The sequence below is a fragment of the Thioprofundum lithotrophicum genome (genome assembly GCF_055387065.1).
Genome location: NZ_AP042379.1, coordinates 1,960,597 through 1,976,010, shown reverse-complemented (window position 1 = coordinate 1,976,010; position 15,414 = coordinate 1,960,597). Strand labels below are relative to the sequence as shown.

The window sequence follows — 15,414 nt, the reverse complement described above, 5'->3', positions numbered from 1 at the left end:
TTCAGTAGGGTTTGTCCAGCCCGGTCCAGATCCGGATGCGCACGCCCACCCAGGTCCCGGCGAAACCGGCCAGCATCCACAGCCAGCCGTGCAGGCTGCCCGAGGCGATACCGGCGAACATGCCGCCGATGTTGCAGCCGAAGGCCAGCCGGGCGCCATAGCCGAGCAGCAGGCCGCCGACGACGGAAGCAGCCACCAGGCGCCAGTCGATCCGCTTGGCGGGGGCGAACTTGCCGGCCAGGGCCGCGGCGAGCATGGCGCCGAGGATGATGCCGAAGTCCATCACCGAGGTGACGTCGGCCAGCACCGGCCGCTGCAGCGCCCGGGCGGGGTAACCGGCGCTCCAGTAGGTCCAGGTGCTCACGTCGCCCCCCAGCGCCGTGAAGATCTTGGCACCCCACAGGCCGAAGGCGAAGGTGATGGACCAGGGATAACCGGCCACGATCAGCACCAGAAAGCTGAGGATCGCCAGCCCCGCCACGCCCCAGGCCCAGGACCAGGGCCCGAAGATGAGCCGCTCGCTGAAGGGCCGCTCATCGGACAGGGTGAGCGGCTTGAGGCGGCCGTGACGGCGCCACTCGAGACTGCGCACGATCCAGAACAGGCCGGCCAGCACCGCGATCTGGATCGCCGCGGCCGGCAGCCAGCCGCCCAGTTCCTGAATCACCGACACCCGGCCGATGTTGGGCAGGGTGGTCCACCAGGGCAGATGGGCGGTGCCGATCAGCGAGCCGACGATGAAGAAGGCCAGGGTGATGAGCATGTTCACATGGCCCTGCCCCACCGTGAACAGGGTGCCCGAGCCGCAACCGGCGCCCAGCTCCATGCCGATGCCGAACAGGAAGGCCCCCACCAGGACCGACACGCCCACCGGCCCCATGGCGCTACCGGCCTGCAGGCCGGGGAAGGCGTGATCGATGACGGGGAAGAAGATGGCGGTGGTCACCATGAACAGCAGCAGTTGCGCGCGCAGGCCCACGCTCTCGCGCCGGCGAATGAAGTTGCGCCAGACGCTGGAGAAGCCGAAGGCGGCATGCAGCAGGGTGACGCCGAGCCCCACGGCGATCAGGAACAGCAGGGCATGCCGGGTGGCCACGGTGGCCTGCAGGAACAGGGCCAGGGCGAGGATGCCGAGGCTGGTCAGCAACGCCACCGGATATTCCGTGCGCGGGGCCGGGATCGCCTGTGCCATGGGGTTCCCCTGTTGTTGGTATTCTCGACAGGACTACTAAGCCAAACGGTAACAAAGCCTCATTCAGAGCGAACCTGATGCGCCGGATCAAGGCGCGACCCGCCGGGAATGGTCCAACCCTTTCCAAGGGTCGCAACGCCGAGCCGGCGCATCAGGTTCGCTCCCTTCGGGCGGGCCTCTGGATGGCCATTCGCGGCGTTGCCGCGGCTTGACAGGGAATGACCCTGCCGGCGCCACGGCGCCTTGCGCCTGACCATCCAGAGACCCGCTGAATGAGGCTTTGTTACCGTTTGGCTTAGTGAGCCAGAGTAGGGCATGGCAACCGCGACTTCAAGGGCGAGCGTCACCGTCGCCGCAGGCGGGCCAGATAGTTCTGCAACGCAGAGCGCACGAAGCGTTCATGCTGCCAGGGCCGGTTGGCCAGGCGCACCCTGGAGCGGGGCCGCAGCACGTAGCACCAGGCTCGCCGTTCGCGTCCCGCCGCGTCCCGCACCGTCACTTCGACGCGGCGGTAGAAAGCGTCCTCGTAGCGATCGAGGCGGGCCAGTTCCCGGGGAGAGAGCCCCGTGTACAACACCCCCGCCACGCTTGCGCCCCGCTCGGGCACCACCACCGGATAGACCCGGCCGCGCAGGCCGTAACGGCGATAACCGGGCAGCACCGCCGGCGCGTGCGGCGGCACGCGGCCGATCACGGCGCGCATCACCGCCGGGGTCATCAGGGTGCCATAGACGAACAGATCCGCCATGCCGCCAGTATGCCAGAGGGCACGACTGGTACACTACGCGCCCTGTTCCACCTGCCACACATGCCGCCATGACCGATTCCACCGCCTACCAGCCCGGCCAGCGGGTACTCTCCGACGCCGAACCGGAACTGGGTCTGGGCGTGATCGAGGACATCTCGCCCCGGCGGGTAACGGTGGCCTTTCCCGCCAGCGACACCCGCCGCACCTACGCCCTGCCCGCCCCGCCCCTGCACCGCCTGCGTTTCGCCCCGGGCGATCGCATCACCCTGCGCGACGGCACCACGCTCGTCGTGGAGACGGTGGACGAGGAAAACGGCCTGCTGATCTACGCCGGCCGCACGGACGAAGGAACGCCCCGGCGCGCCGCGGAAACGGCGCTGGACGACCACCTGCGCCTCGATCGCCCGCGGGATCGTCTGCTGGCCGGGCAGATCGACAGCGAGCACTGGTACCGCCTGCGGCGCGAAGGCCGCGAAGCCCGGGCTCGCCTGCTGCCTTCGCCGGCATGGGGGCTGGCCGGAGCCCGCGTCGATCTCCTTCCCCACCAGCTCTACATCGCCCACGAAGTGGCCGACCGTCCCCTGCCGCGGGTGCTGCTGGCCGACGAGGTGGGCCTGGGCAAGACCATCGAGGCGGGCCTGATCCTGCACCGCCTGATTCTCGGCGGCCGCGTGCAGCGGGCCCTGATCCTGGTGCCGGACGCGCTCATCCACCAGTGGCTGGTGGAGATGCGCCATCGTTTCCATCTGCGCTTCGCCCTGTTCGACGCGGCACGCTGTGAAGCCCTGGCCTCGGACGGCGGCAACCCCTTTCAGAGCGAACAGCTGGTGCTCGCCAGCCTCGGCCTGTTCCTCGGCCCGCAGGACTGGCGCGAACCGGCCCTGGCCAGCGAATGGGACATGATCGTGGTGGACGAGGCCCATCATCTGGAATGGACACCCGAGGCCCCCAGCGAGGCCTATCGTTTCGTGGAAGGGCTGGCCAAGCGCACGCCCGGCGTGCTGCTGCTGACCGCCACGCCCGAACAGCTCGGCGCCGCGGGCCATTTCGCCCGGCTGCGCCTGCTCGATCCCCACCGCTTCCACGATCTCGACGCCTTCCTGGCCGAGGAACGCCGCTACCGCCCCGTGGCCCGCGCCGCCGCGGCCCTGCTCGACGAGCCGGTGCTGCCCGCCGCGGCCCGCGACACCCTGCAGGCCACCTTCCGCGACGATCCGGAAGCCCTGGCCTGGCTCGACACGGTGGCCGACGCCAACGTGGACGTGGACACCCGCGACGACGCCCGCGACCGCCTCCTGCAGCGTCTGCTGGATCGCCATGGCACCGGCCGCGTGCTGTTCCGCAACACCCGCGATCACGTGAAGGGCTTCCCCCTGCGGGAACTCCGTCCCACGCCCCTGCCCTGGCCGGCCGAGTACGACGCCATTTTCGCCGTGCTCGCCACCGGCGAAGCCCGCGAACGATTCGCCGCGCAGCGGCAGCGCCCCTGGCACCGGCTGCTGCTCACGCCGGAGGCGATCTACCGCACCCTGCAGACACTCGAGACGCCGGCGCTCGCCGGCAGCCGGCCGTGGTGGCGCATCGATCCCCGTGTCGGCTGGCTGCTGCAGACCCTGCGTGCCCTGCGCGGCGAAAAAGTGCTGGTGATCTGCGCCGACGCGCAGACCGCCGTCGATCTCGAACAGGTGTTGCGCCAGCGCGAAGGGCTGCGGGTGGCCGCCTTCCACGAAGGCATGACGCTGCTGGAACGGGATCGCGCCGCCGCCTGGTTCGCCGACCTGGAAGAAGGCGCCCAGGCGCTGATCTGCTCCGAGATCGGCAGCGAGGGGCGCAACTTCCAGTTCGCCCATCACCTGGTGCTGTTCGACCTGCCCGATCATCCCGATCTGCTGGAGCAGCGCATCGGCCGGCTCGACCGGATCGGCCAGAAGGAGACCATCCGCATCCACGTGCCCTGGCTGCAGGACTCGGCCCAGGCGGTGCAGTTCCGCTGGTATCACGAAGGGCTGGACGCCTTCCTGCACACCTGCCCCGCCGGCCCTGGCGTGCATGCCGCGCTGCACGCGGAACTCGAAACCCTGCGCAGCCAGCCTCATCCCCGCGCCGAGGCCATCGCGCGGCTGCTGGACGCCACCCGCCCGGTGTTCGAGCGCCTCGATCGCGAACTGAAGGAAGGCCGCGACCGCCTGCTGGAGCTGAACGCCTACCGGCCGGAAGTGGCCAGGCCGCTGGTCGAGACGATCCGCGCCCAGGACGCCGATCCCCGGCTTGCGGACTATCTGGTGCGCCTGGCCGACGCCTTCGGCGTGGAGGTGGAGGAACATTCCCGCGACAATCTGATCCTGCGCCCCGGCGACCACATGCAGGTGCACCGTTTCCCGGAGCTGGGCGAGGACGGCGCCACCCTCTGTTTCGACCGCCATGCCGCGCTCGTGCACGAGGATCGGCTGTTCATCACCTGGGAGCATCCCATGGTCACCGGCGCCCTCGACCTGCTGCTGGAAAGCGAACGGGGCAACACCGCCCTGAGCCTGTGCCGGCTGCCCGGCCTGGCCACCGGCAGCCTGCTGCTCGAATGCCTCTACCGGGTGGAATGCCTGGCGCCGCCCGCCCTGCAGGTGTTCCGCTTCCTGCCGCCGCATGTCATCCCCGTGCTGCTCGACAGCGAGGGCCGCGACTGCCTGGGCCAGTGGTCCGAAGCGCAGCTCCAGGGCCTGCCCGCCAACCTCGGCCGTGACACCGTGCGGCAGATCATCGCCGGCTATCAGGCCCGCTTGCGGGACCTGTTCGAACGTGCCGAACGCTTCGCCACGGAACGCCTTCCGGCGAGCGTGGACGCCGCGCGCGAGCGCATGGAAGGAGAACTGGGCGAGGAGATCGACCGCCTGCGGCAGTTGCAGAAGGTCAATCCCAACGTGCGCGACGAGGAGATCCGGGAACTGGTCCGGCGCCGCGACGCCCTGCGCCAGGCCCTGGACCGGGCCCACGTGCAACTGGACGCGGTGCGGGTGATCCTGGCAGCGTGATCCTGGGCCGGCGCAAGCGCCGCGGAGCCGGCGAAAGGCGCATCAGCGCAACATGGCGGCCCCGCTCCGCCTGAGCCGCCCTGCCGTAGTGGCCTTGCCAGGTTGCCTGCTCGGATTCCGTTGCCTTTCATCCTTCCCTTGCCTGGAAAACCCGGACGAGAAAGGCCCGGCGCCGGTCCGCGTCGGCCAGGGCCTCTTCATCGATGCAGGGCAGATCCGGCCAGCGTTCACGCAACGCCTGAACGTAGAGCCCGTCGATGCGTTCGCATTCGTTGCCGGCGGCATCGAACAGGGGAGCGCTGGCAATGGCGCAGCTCGGGGAACGGGCCTTGAGGATGGCCCCGTGGACTTCGGGCAGGGCCGCGACGTGGCGGCGGCAGAAAGTGGCGAGGCGATCGGTGACATCGAGGGCAGGATCGGTCGCGCCGCGCAGGCGACGGCGGCCATCGGTTTCGACCCACTGCACCGGCGGGCGGGGCACGCCGAGGCCGGCTTCGGCTTCGGGGCAGACGGGGAGGAAATCGACGCGGTCGGCCAGGGCCGCCAGTTCGGGGGCACAGCGGTCGGTGCCGTCGTAGCGCACCGGCTCGCCCAGCAGGCAGCGGCTGACCAGAATCCGGGGACGTGGAGAATCTGCGTTCATCGGTGCGCTTTCCCGCCGGGGGGCGAACGATTGTAACAGGCTGTTGAAAAAGCCCATCCATGGGCTTTTTCAACAGCCTGCTGACGGCACGGGACAAAAAAAGGCGCCCCGAAGGGCGCCGGCTTACCTGACAGCAGGGAGAGTATCCACCACATCGACTCGTGGCTCGTCCGTGGCCGGGGATGCAATGTCATGGATTCTGACGGCCCCGGCGCGAAAAGGTTCCCCCTGTCCCGAAAAGATCTCGAAAAACCCGAAATCCGCTCGACAAACCGCCTTTTCGGGCCCGAAAACGGCCTTTTCCGGGCTTTTCATTGCATTTGGTCATTTTTTGACCTATACCAGAAACAAACGTAATGACAGCCACGAGGTCACCGGCCATGAGTCGGCACAGACGCGGCGAAGTGGGCGGCACGCCCTGGTGCCGCACCGGCCGCTTCTTCTACATCCATCGGAAATGGTATTTCGCCTGCCGCGAAGGCGGAAACCGCGGCCCCTTCGACAGCAAGGCCGAGGCCGAAGCCGCCCTGGCCCGGCACATCGCCGCCTGCGAAGGCCGCGACCTGCCCGAGGCGGGAGACCTCTCGCCCAGTCCGGGCTGAACCCGAGCGCCTGTTCCAGGCCCCGCTGCGTTTCGATTCAGCCCACCCCATCCGGTGACGCCCATTTCCGCCACTCCATCGCGGCTTGCGCCACTCCTACAGGCTGGCGAAAAACCCGTCGGAGCGGCGCAAGCCGCGACATGCGTTGGCGCAGGGGACGACGCATCAAGCCGTCTCTCTACTGCCGCCCGAACACGATGTCGAAACGCAACAGGAAGGAACGCACCGGCCGCCAGTCCTCGCCCTCGGCGTAGCTCAGTTGCGGGCGCATCTCGAGAAACAGCCAGTCCCGGTAGAGAAGCTGGCGATAGTTGATGGTGAACAGGTATTCGGTCACGTGCAACGTGGGCGCCGTGCGCCCGAACATGCCCGCCTGGTAGTACATCTGCACGCCGGGACGGATATAGTGATAGAGCATCAGGTTCTGGCTGGGCTCCCAGAAGTCGTTGCGATCGGTCCAGCGCAGGAACGTGCCGGAACGCAACAGCCAGTCGTCGGACAGCCGGTAATTGAACTCCAGATAACTGTCGGAGCCGGCGCCCCGCTCCGTGTACCAGTAGAAGTTCTGATCCGGGCGCATGGTCCATTTCTCGCTGAGGGGATAACTCTTGTACAGCCGCAGCCGAAGAAAGGCCTCCAGCGGCAGTTTCAGCTCCGCGCCGATGTTGGGCTGGACGTTCCAGCCGCTTTCGCTCACCCGCTCCCGCAGCATGGACAGGAAGTAGTCGCCCGCGCCTGCGCCCCCCGTGGTGCCGGCATTGTTCTGCGACAGATCCTGCGGGGTCTGGCGCTCCTGGGGATCGGTTTCCAGCATCAGCCGGAAGCGGCGTTCGGTCCCGGGCAGATGCAGCTTGGCGCGCAAGCGTGGCGTGTAGTCGGGGGTGCGCTCGTCGCGCCAGTAACCATCCAGGCGGATCTGCACATAGGTCCGGTTGGTGTACTGGTAGTGCTTCTGGTTGGCGAAGAAACGATCGATGCTGGTCGCCAGCTCTTCCACGCTCTGGGAAACGTAGTCATGGGTCAGATCCAGCATGCCGAGCACCGCGGGCGGCCTTTCCGGCTGCGCGTCGCCGGCCCCCATGACGAGCAGGGGCCATCCCAGCAGCAAACAGGCCAACCGCAGGCCGAACTCAGTGATCTGCACCGGCCAGCGCCTCGTCGATGCAGGTGGCCGGCTCGACCTGCACGGTGGAATGATCGATGCCGAACACCTCGTACAAAATGCGCTTCACGCTCGCCAGCACCTGTCCGCAATCGGTCCCCTCGGCCACGGTCACATGCAGGGTGAGCATAGTCCGCTCCGGCGTCAGCGACCAGACGTGCAGATGGTGCACATCCTCGATCTCGGGAATGCGGCGGTGCAGTTCGGCGCGGATCCGCTCGGGGTCCACGTGCGGTGGCGTGCCTTCGAGGAGAATGTGTCCCGACTGGCGCACCACCTTCCAGGCACTGTAGAGAATGAGCAGCGCCACCAGGATCGACAGCAGGGGATCGATCGGATACCAGCCGGTGGCCAGAATCACGCCGGCGGCGGCAATGGCGGCCAGGGAACCGAGCAGATCGCCCATCACGTGCAGCAGCGCCGCCCGCACGTTGAGATTGTGCCGATGACCGCCATGCAGCAGGCGGAAGGCCACGAGGTTGATGCCGAGACCGGCCAGCGCCACCCACAGCATCACGCCGCCGAGCACCGGCCGGGGCGCCAGCAGCCGCTGCACCGCCTCGAAACCGATCCAGGCCACGATGAACAGGAAGAAGATGCCGTTGACGAAGGCGGCGAGGATCTGCAGGCGGTGGTAACCGTAGGTGCGCAGGGCATCGGCAGGCCGGCGCGAGAGCCGCGCCGCCAGCCAGGCCAGGCCCAGCGACACGGTATCGGTGAGCATGTGGCCGGCATCGGCCAGCAGGGCCAGGGAACCGGACCACAGTCCCCCGATCACTTCCACCACCATGAAGCCGCCGGTCAGGCTCAGGGCCAGCAGCAACCGGCGTTCGTCATGGGTATCGGAATGCTGTGCCGCGATAAGCGCTCACCCCGGGGTTGAAACCTGCGGCCATTGTAACGCACCCCTCTCCTGTCCGGCAGGCATCCGGGCCCCGAGGCCCGGGCTTGCGGGCCGGGATCCGAAAACGGCTATTCCGGCCGGCCCGGCGTCCCGGCAATGCGGTCCTGCCCCGGCGCAAACCCGTGCCGGCCGAGCCCCATCCCCGCCAGGAGCAACAGCCCCATGCCGGCCGCGGCGCCCATCATCCAGCCGGGCCGGGGCGCGCCTTCCATGCCGTGAGCGAAGCCGTGCAGGAAGGCAATCCCGGTGAGCGCGAACCCCAGCCCGAAACCGGGTGCCGCGCGGCGCCAGAGCAAGAAACCCAGCACCGGCAGGCCGAGCAGCAGCAGGCCATCGACGGCGGCCTGCGGCCCCAGCGCGGCTCCCGCCAGCAGACCGAACAGAAAGGCGCCGGCAAACCCGGCCGCCAGCGGCAACCGCCGGCGGGCCAGCCGGCCGATGACGATCCCGGCCAGGATCAGGGACAACAGGTGATCGCCTCCGCTCAGCGGATGCCAGAAGCCGGCAACGAACCCGTCCGCCGCCGTCGGCGCGCCATGCGCCAGGGCCACGGAGGAAACCGGCAGGATCAGCAGCATCAGCACGAAACGCAGAAAGGCACGGTCTGACATACGCTTGTTCTCGTCAAAGGGTTGAAGTTGCCAAACCTCAACAGGCTTGCAAGGCATCCCTCATCATAGCATTCAAGATAAACCAGGCCCCCATGAATGCAAGGTTGACGGACCGCAAACACGGGTGTTTACTGACTTCATCATGTGCCTCGCCATTCCCATGCGCATCGTCGCCATCGACGGGTTCCTGGCCCGTTGCGAGGCCAGGGGCGTGACGCGGGAGGTGAGCCTGTTCCTGATGCAGGAAACGGATCTGGCTCCCGGGGATCACGTGATGGTGCACGTGGGCTACGCCATTCAGAAGATCAGCGAGGAGCATGCGGCCGCAGCCTGGGCGCTGTATGACGAGATGCGCGAGCCTCCGGACGGCGAGGCCGGAGAACCCCGTGCATGAACTGGCGGTATGCCAGGGCCTGCTGCGGCAGGTGAGCGCCCTGGCCCGCGAGCACCATGCCGGGCGGGTGACGCGGATCGTGCTGCGGATCGGCCCTCTGTCGGGGGTGGAACCGGATCTGCTGCGGGAGGCCTTCCCGCTGGCAGCCGCAGACAGCGTGGCGGCCGGGGCGGAACTGATCATCGAGCAGACGCGGGTACGGGTGCACTGCGACACCTGCGGTGCCGAGCGCGACGCGGCGGCCAACCGGCTGCTGTGCGGCGCCTGCGGCGACGGGCACACCCGCCTGGTCGGCGGCGACGAGCTGTTGCTGGTCAGCGTGGAACTGGATCGGGAGAGCGAACATGTGTGACACCTGCGGCTGCAACCTCACCCCCGGCAACCGGCATCTGGTCGAGTCCGGCGGCCGGCTTTCCCGCACCGCCGAAGGCCGGGAGACGGTCACCGTCCTGCGCAGCCTGTTGTCGGAGAACGACGTCACCGCCCGCCACAACCGCGCCCATTTCGATCGCCACGGCGTGCTGGCCGTCAATCTCATGTCCTCGCCGGGCGCCGGCAAGACCGCGCTGCTCGAGGCCACCCTCGCGGCCCTCTCGGCGGATCTGCGCATCGGCGTGATCGAGGGCGATCTGGAGACCGAGAACGATGCCGAGCGGATCCGCGCCCACGGCGTTCCCGCCGTGCAGATCACCACCGGCTCGGCCTGCCATCTGGATGCCCACATGGTGCACGACGCCGTGCACCAACTGCCGCTGGCGGAACTCGATCTGCTGTTCATCGAGAACGTGGGCAACCTGGTCTGTCCCGCCAGCTTCGATCTGGGCCAGCATCACAACGTCACCCTGCTCTCGGTGACCGAGGGCGACGACAAGCCGGCCAAGTATCCGGTGATGTTCCGCGCCGCCGACCTCATGCTCCTGACCAAGACCGATCTGCTCGCGGTGCTCGACGACTTCGACCCGCAGGCCGCCGAACGGCACCTGCGCCACCTCGCCTCCGAGGCCCCCGTCCTGCCGCTTTCCGCCCGCACGGGGCAGGGCCTCGATGCCTGGCTCGCCTGGCTGCAGGCCCGCCTCGCCGAGCAGCACGCCCGCCGCGCAGCCGGCGAGACCGGCCACCCCGCCCTCCCGCCCGACGGCGCCGCCCGGGAGGGCTGAATGACTCACCGCCCGGCGCAGGCCTGGCTGGACGCCCTGCACGCGCTCCCGCCGCCGCCCCGCTTCCGGATCATGAACGTGTGCGGCGGCCACGAGCGCGCCATCAGCCATGCCGGGCTGCGCAGCCTGATGCCGGCGGGCATCGAACTGATCCCCGGCCCCGGCTGCCCGGTCTGCGTCTGCCCCGAGGAGGACATCCACCAGGCGATCCGGCTCGCCCTGCAGGAAGGGGTGATCCTGGTCGCCTTCGGCGACATGCTGCGGGTGCCGGTCAACGTGCCCCGGTCCGAACCCCGCTCGCTGGAAGCGGCCCGTGCCGCCGGCGCCGACGTGCGCCCCATCGCCTCGCCCCGCGACGCCCTGCGCATCGCCCGCGAGGAACCGCAGCGCGAGGTGGTGTTCTTCGCCGCCGGCTTCGAGACCACCATGGCCCCGGTGGCCGCCATGATCCTCGAAGGCCTGCCCGACAATCTCTCGCTCCTGCTCAGCGGCCGGCGCACCTGGCCGGCGGTGGCCATGCTTCTGGAAGGCGGGGAAAGCGCCTTCGACGCCCTGGTGGCGCCCGGCCACGTCTCGGCGGTGATGGGCCCGGAGGAGTGGGACTTCGTCGCCACCCGGCACGGCCTGCCGGTGGCGGTGGCCGGTTTCGAGAGCGACAGCCTGCTGGCCGCGTTCCATGCCGTGCTCCGCCAGCGAAGCGCAGGGGTGGCGCGGCTCGAAAATGCCTATCCCGAAGTGGTCCGGCCCGGCGGCAATCCCGGCGCGCGGCGCTGCCTCGAAACCGCCTTCGAGATCGTTAACGGCAACTGGCGCGGCATCGGCAAGATTTCTGAATCGGGCTACGCCCTGCGCCCCGCCTTCGCCGCGCACGATGCCCGCCGCCGCTTTCCCGAACAGGCCGCGCCGGATCGCCGCCGCGCCGGCGAGATGCCCCCCGGCTGCGACTGCGCCCGCGTGGTCCTCGGCCGGATCTATCCCGAACAATGCCGCCTCTACGGCCGCGCCTGCCAGCCCCGCCATCCGGTCGGCCCGTGCATGGTCTCCGACGAAGGCGCCTGCCGGATCTGGTGGCGCAGCGGAGTTCGGCAAACCGAGGTGGCGAATGCCGAAAAACCCCCCTCAACCCTGTAGGCCGGGTCAAGCGAAGCGGACCCGGCGATGGCCGACATCTTCGCATGACCGCAGTGGAAAGAACGCAAAGAGCGCGGAGACGCAGAGGACAGAGAGGTTTGATGAGCTTTCTGTCGCCGATGCCTGACGACGACAAGCCCCTCGCCCGCCGCCTGCACCTGACCGGGCGGGTACAGGGGGTGGGCTTCCGGCCCTTCGTATACCGGCTAGCCAAGGCACTGGGCGTGCGCGGCTGGGTGCAGAACCGGCTGGGGGAGGTGGTGATCCAGGCCCAGGGCCCGGCGGCGGTTCTCGAGACCTTCCAGCGGGATCTGCTGGCCAAGGCCCCACCGCTGGCGCGGCCGGAGCTGGCCCAGGTCGAAGCGGTGGCAGCGGAAGGCGCCAGCGGATTCACGATCCGCGACAGCGAGGCCCGGGAGGCGGCACGGGTTCACGTGCCGCCCGATCTCGACGTCTGCCCCGACTGCCTGCGCGAGCTGCACGATCCGCGAAACCGCCGCCATCGCTATCCCTTCATCAACTGCACCCAGTGCGGCCCCCGCTACACCCTCGTCGAACACCTGCCCTGGGACCGGCCCAACACGGCCATGGCCGGCTTCGCCCTGTGCCCGGCCTGCCGGGCCGAATACACCGATCCCGCCAACCGGCGCTTTCATGCCGAACCCGTCGCCTGTCCCGACTGCGGGCCACGGCTGACGTTCACCGACGGCAACACCCGCGCCAGCGGGGAGGCGGCCCTGCAGGCGGCCGCGGAGCGGATCGCCGCGGGCCGGATCGTGGCGGTAAAGGGCATCGGCGGCTATCACCTGATCTGTGATGCCACCAGCGAGGCCGCGGTGCGCCGCCTGCGCGCGCGCAAGGCCCGGCCCCACAAGCCGCTGGCCGTGATGTTCCCGCCGCGGGGCGCGGATGGCTTGGCCGCCGTCCGCGCCTGCGCCCGCCTCTCGCCCGCCGAGGCCGAGGCCCTGCGCTCGCCGGCCCGGCCCATCGTCCTCCTGGCGCGCCGCGCCGGGACTCCGCTGGCCGCGGCGGTGGCGCCGGGCATGGATCGGCTCGGCGTCTTCCTTCCCTGCAGTCCGCTGCATCATCTGCTGCTCGCCGCCCTGGATCGGCCGCTGGTCGCCACCTCCGGCAACGTCAGCGGCGAGCCGGTGATCACCGATCCCGAGGAGGCCGAGATCCGGCTCGGCACGGTGGCCGATGCCTTCCTGCATCATGACCGGCCCATCCTGCGGCCGGTGGACGACAGCGTGCTGCAGGCCGTCGCAGGTCGCCTGCGACCGCTGCGCATCGGCCGCGGACTCGCTCCCCTGGAACTGTCCCTGCCGGTGTCCCTCGCCCGCCCCACCCTGGCGGTGGGCGGGCACATGAAGAACACCGTGGCCCTGGCCTGGGACGATCGCCTGGTGATCTCGCCCCACATCGGCGATCTCGATTCGCCCCGCGCGCAATCCGTCTTTGCCCGCACCCTCGCCGATCTGCAGGCACTCTACCGGGTGCGGGCGGAGCAGGTGGTGGCCGACGCCCATCCCGGCTACGCCAGCACCCGCTGGGCGAAGGACTGCGGCCTGCCGCTGCGCACGGTCTTCCACCATCACGCCCATGCGGCCCTGCCCGCCCTCGAACGGCCGGAGGTGGCGCGCTGGCTGGTGTTCACCTGGGATGGCGTGGGCCTGGGCGAAGACGGCCGGCTGTGGGGCGGCGAGGCCCTGCTCGGCCGCCCCGGCGCCTGGCAACGGGTGGCGAGCTTCCGCCCCTTCCATCCGCCCGGCGGCGATCGCGCCGGCCGCGAACCCTGGCGCGCCGCCGCCGCCCTGTGCTGGGCGGCCGGACGCGACTTCACGCCGCCCGTCGATCCGCAACTGGCCCGCGCCGCCTGGGCGCGGCGCCGCAACGCCCCCGCCACCTCCGCGGCCGGCCGCCTGTTCGATGCCGCCGCCGCCCTGCTGGGGCTGACGGAGAAGGCGAGTTTCGAGGGCCAGGGCCCCATGTGGCTGGAAGCGGCCTGCGGCGAGGCCCCGCTGCCGGAAGCGCCCCCCCTGCCGTTGCGCGAACACGACGACCGCCTCGAAGCCGACTGGGAACCGCTGCTGCCCCTCCTGGGCGCTCCGGCCCGCAGCCTGGCCGAGCGCGCCGCGCTGTTCCACGCCACCCTGGCCGCGACGCTCCTTGCCCAGGCCAGCACCCTGCGCCAGCGCCATGGCGAATTCACCGTGGGCCTCGCCGGTGGCGTGTTCCAGAACCGCCGCCTCGCCGAAGCCGTGCTCGCGCAGCTTGCGGCCGCCGGCTTCGATGCCCACCTGCCGGCAACGCTGCCCGTCAACGATGGCGGACTGAGCGCCGGCCAGATCCGGGAAGCGGCAGACCTCTGACTCAAGCATTCTGGCATTGCCCGCTTCCCTGCCAGTACCATGGCCGCATGGAACACGATCACATCACCCTCGCCCACGGCAACGGGGGGCGCTTCATGCGCGAGCTGATCGACGAGCTGTTCGTCCGCCACCTGGGCAATCCCTGCCTCGATACCGACCGCGATGCCGCCCTGCTGCCGCCGCTGGAGGGCCCGCCGGTGATGACCACCGACGGCTTCACCGTCCAGCCCCTGGAGTTTCCCGGTGGCAACATCGGTTCGCTGGCGGTGCACGGCACCCTCAACGATCTGGCGGTGGCCGGGGCCGAACCGCGCTGGCTGAGCCTCAACGCCTTCATCGAGGAAGGCCTGGAGATCGCCCTGCTCGATCGGCTCATCGCCAGCCTGGCGAAGGCCGCGCGCGAGGCCGGCGTGGCCGTCGTCACCGGCGATACCAAGGTGGTGCCCCGCGGCCAGGGCGCCGGGCTCTATCTGGCCACCACCGGCATCGGCACGCGGGATCCGCAGCTCGCGCCGGCCATGGGCCGCATCCGCGCCGGCGACCGGATCCTGGTGAGCGGCCCGGTGGGCGATCACGGCACCGCGGTGATGCTGGCCCGCGAGGCGTTCGGCCTGCGCGGCGATCTGCGCTCGGACGCCGCCAGCGTCCTGCCCCTGACCCGGGCCCTGCGCGGCCTGCCGGGCGTGCGTTTCCTGCGCGATCCCACCCGTGGCGGGCTGGCTGCGGTGCTGCACGAGGTGGCCCGGGCCACCGGACTGGGCATGACCATCGAGCAGGCGGCCGTGCCGGTGCGCGAAGCGGTCGAGGCCGTGTGCGAGATCCTCGGTTACGATCCCTGGCACCTCGCCTGCGAAGGCCGGGTGGTGGCGGTGGTGGCGCCAGAGCAGGCCGAAACCGTCCTGGCCGCCTGGCAGGCGCTGCCGGCGGGGCGGGAAGCCGCGCTGATCGGCGAACTGAACACGCGCGGCGGGGTGGTGCTGAACACCCCCCTGGGCGGACAGCGGTTCCTCGAGGAACTGGAAGACGATCCCCTGCCGCGGATCTGTTGAAAAAAAGCCCCTCGCGGCGCATGGCGCTTGTCGTGAGCCGCCCACTGGTTCACAATGCCTTCACTCATGCGCAAGGTCATCGTCAGTCTGCTGCTGTTCTTCCTCCTCTCGGGCAATCTCGCCTGGGCGCTGGACAGCGTCGTCTCCAGTCTGCCCCCGGCCGACGCGCCGGCCCTGCAGGCCCTCGACGACGATGGCGGCCAGGGCCCCGGCCATACCGACGAAAGCTGCAACCACTGGTGCCACGGCGGCGCCCACCTGACCGCCCTGGCCACGCCGGCGGCCGCCCTGCTGCCGCGCGCCGGCCAGACCCTGCACAGCCACGCCCGACTGCCGATACGGCAGAACCGGGCCACGCCGCCCAATCCCCCTCCCATTTCCTGACCGCCAGTTTCTGCGGATCGCCCCGTCCGTGACGACGGG

Annotated in this window: 15 protein-coding genes; 9 read left to right on the top strand and 6 right to left on the bottom strand. The window is 69.9% G+C overall.

The window, feature by feature from the left end:
• Position 1 precedes the first annotated feature (1 nt).
• A complete protein-coding gene (locus ACZ5BH_RS09270; RefSeq protein WP_464888973.1) occupies positions 2-1,192 on the bottom strand; it encodes a YeeE/YedE family protein in 1,191 nt (396 codons plus the stop codon).
• Between the two features lie 343 nt (positions 1,193-1,535).
• Positions 1,536-1,940: a gamma-glutamylcyclotransferase family protein gene (locus ACZ5BH_RS09265; protein WP_464888972.1), complete on the bottom strand. Its 405-nt coding sequence runs from the start codon at positions 1,938-1,940 to the stop codon at positions 1,536-1,538.
• A 68-nt stretch (positions 1,941-2,008) separates the two neighbouring features.
• Between ACZ5BH_RS09265 and rapA the strand changes: the two genes are divergently transcribed.
• Positions 2,009-4,966, top strand: coding sequence for an RNA polymerase-associated protein RapA (rapA, locus tag ACZ5BH_RS09260; protein ID WP_464888971.1), 2,958 nt, complete (start codon positions 2,009-2,011; stop codon positions 4,964-4,966).
• A gap of 127 nt (positions 4,967-5,093) precedes the next feature.
• Here rapA and ACZ5BH_RS09255 read toward each other — a convergent pair whose 3' ends face one another.
• Positions 5,094-5,609: a 2-thiouracil desulfurase family protein gene (locus tag ACZ5BH_RS09255; protein WP_464888970.1), complete on the bottom strand. Its 516-nt coding sequence runs from the start codon at positions 5,607-5,609 to the stop codon at positions 5,094-5,096.
• Between the two features lie 380 nt (positions 5,610-5,989).
• On the opposite strand from ACZ5BH_RS09255, the gene ACZ5BH_RS09250 reads away from it, so the two are divergent.
• Positions 5,990-6,211, top strand: coding sequence for a DUF6316 family protein (locus ACZ5BH_RS09250; protein WP_464888969.1), 222 nt, complete (start codon positions 5,990-5,992; stop codon positions 6,209-6,211).
• A 178-nt stretch (positions 6,212-6,389) separates the two neighbouring features.
• Here the strand turns inward: ACZ5BH_RS09250 and ACZ5BH_RS09245 are convergent, their stop codons facing one another.
• The 3 genes from ACZ5BH_RS09245 to ACZ5BH_RS09235 form a co-directional block, all read right to left on the bottom strand.
• Positions 6,390-7,355, bottom strand: a complete 966-nt coding sequence (locus ACZ5BH_RS09245) for a hypothetical protein (RefSeq protein WP_464888968.1) — start codon at positions 7,353-7,355, stop codon at positions 6,390-6,392.
• Complete coding sequence (locus ACZ5BH_RS09240) at positions 7,342-8,196, bottom strand: cation diffusion facilitator family transporter (protein ID WP_464888967.1); 855 nt, start codon at positions 8,194-8,196, stop codon at positions 7,342-7,344. Before ACZ5BH_RS09240 ends, ACZ5BH_RS09245 begins: the two co-directional genes overlap by 14 nt.
• A gap of 149 nt (positions 8,197-8,345) precedes the next feature.
• Positions 8,346-8,888: a HupE/UreJ family protein gene (locus tag ACZ5BH_RS09235; RefSeq protein ID WP_464888966.1), complete on the bottom strand. Its 543-nt coding sequence runs from the start codon at positions 8,886-8,888 to the stop codon at positions 8,346-8,348.
• Positions 8,889-9,012: 124 nt separating this feature from the next.
• Between ACZ5BH_RS09235 and ACZ5BH_RS09230 the strand changes: the two genes are divergently transcribed.
• The 7 genes from ACZ5BH_RS09230 to ACZ5BH_RS09200 all read left to right on the top strand — a co-directional run bounded on the left by ACZ5BH_RS09230 (position 9,013) and on the right by ACZ5BH_RS09200 (position 15,375).
• On the top strand, positions 9,013-9,282 hold the full coding sequence (locus ACZ5BH_RS09230; RefSeq protein ID WP_464888965.1) for a HypC/HybG/HupF family hydrogenase formation chaperone: 270 nt from the start codon (positions 9,013-9,015) through the stop codon (positions 9,280-9,282).
• Positions 9,275-9,634 (top strand): hydrogenase maturation nickel metallochaperone HypA/HybF, encoded by a 360-nt coding sequence (locus ACZ5BH_RS09225; protein WP_464888964.1) that lies wholly within the window; start codon positions 9,275-9,277, stop codon positions 9,632-9,634. Before ACZ5BH_RS09230 ends, ACZ5BH_RS09225 begins: the two co-directional genes overlap by 8 nt.
• The gene (gene hypB, locus ACZ5BH_RS09220) at positions 9,627-10,439 is read left to right on the top strand and encodes a hydrogenase nickel incorporation protein HypB (protein ID WP_464888963.1); all 813 of its coding nucleotides are present in this window, start codon (positions 9,627-9,629) and stop codon (positions 10,437-10,439) included. The genes ACZ5BH_RS09225 and hypB overlap by 8 nt, the downstream gene beginning before the upstream one ends.
• On the top strand, positions 10,440-11,570 hold the full coding sequence (gene hypD / locus ACZ5BH_RS09215; RefSeq protein WP_464888962.1) for a hydrogenase formation protein HypD: 1,131 nt from the start codon (positions 10,440-10,442) through the stop codon (positions 11,568-11,570).
• 119 nt (positions 11,571-11,689) lie between these two features.
• Positions 11,690-13,942 (top strand): carbamoyltransferase HypF, encoded by a 2,253-nt coding sequence (gene hypF, locus ACZ5BH_RS09210; RefSeq protein ID WP_464888961.1) that lies wholly within the window; start codon positions 11,690-11,692, stop codon positions 13,940-13,942.
• A gap of 47 nt (positions 13,943-13,989) precedes the next feature.
• Positions 13,990-14,991, top strand: coding sequence for a hydrogenase expression/formation protein HypE (gene hypE / locus ACZ5BH_RS09205; RefSeq protein WP_464888960.1), 1,002 nt, complete (start codon positions 13,990-13,992; stop codon positions 14,989-14,991).
• Positions 14,992-15,045: 54 nt separating this feature from the next.
• Positions 15,046-15,375 carry a hypothetical protein gene (locus tag ACZ5BH_RS09200; protein WP_464888959.1) on the top strand — a complete coding sequence of 110 codons (330 nt, stop codon included), beginning with the start codon at positions 15,046-15,048 and terminating at the stop codon, positions 15,373-15,375.
• Positions 15,376-15,414: the final 39 nt, after the last annotated feature.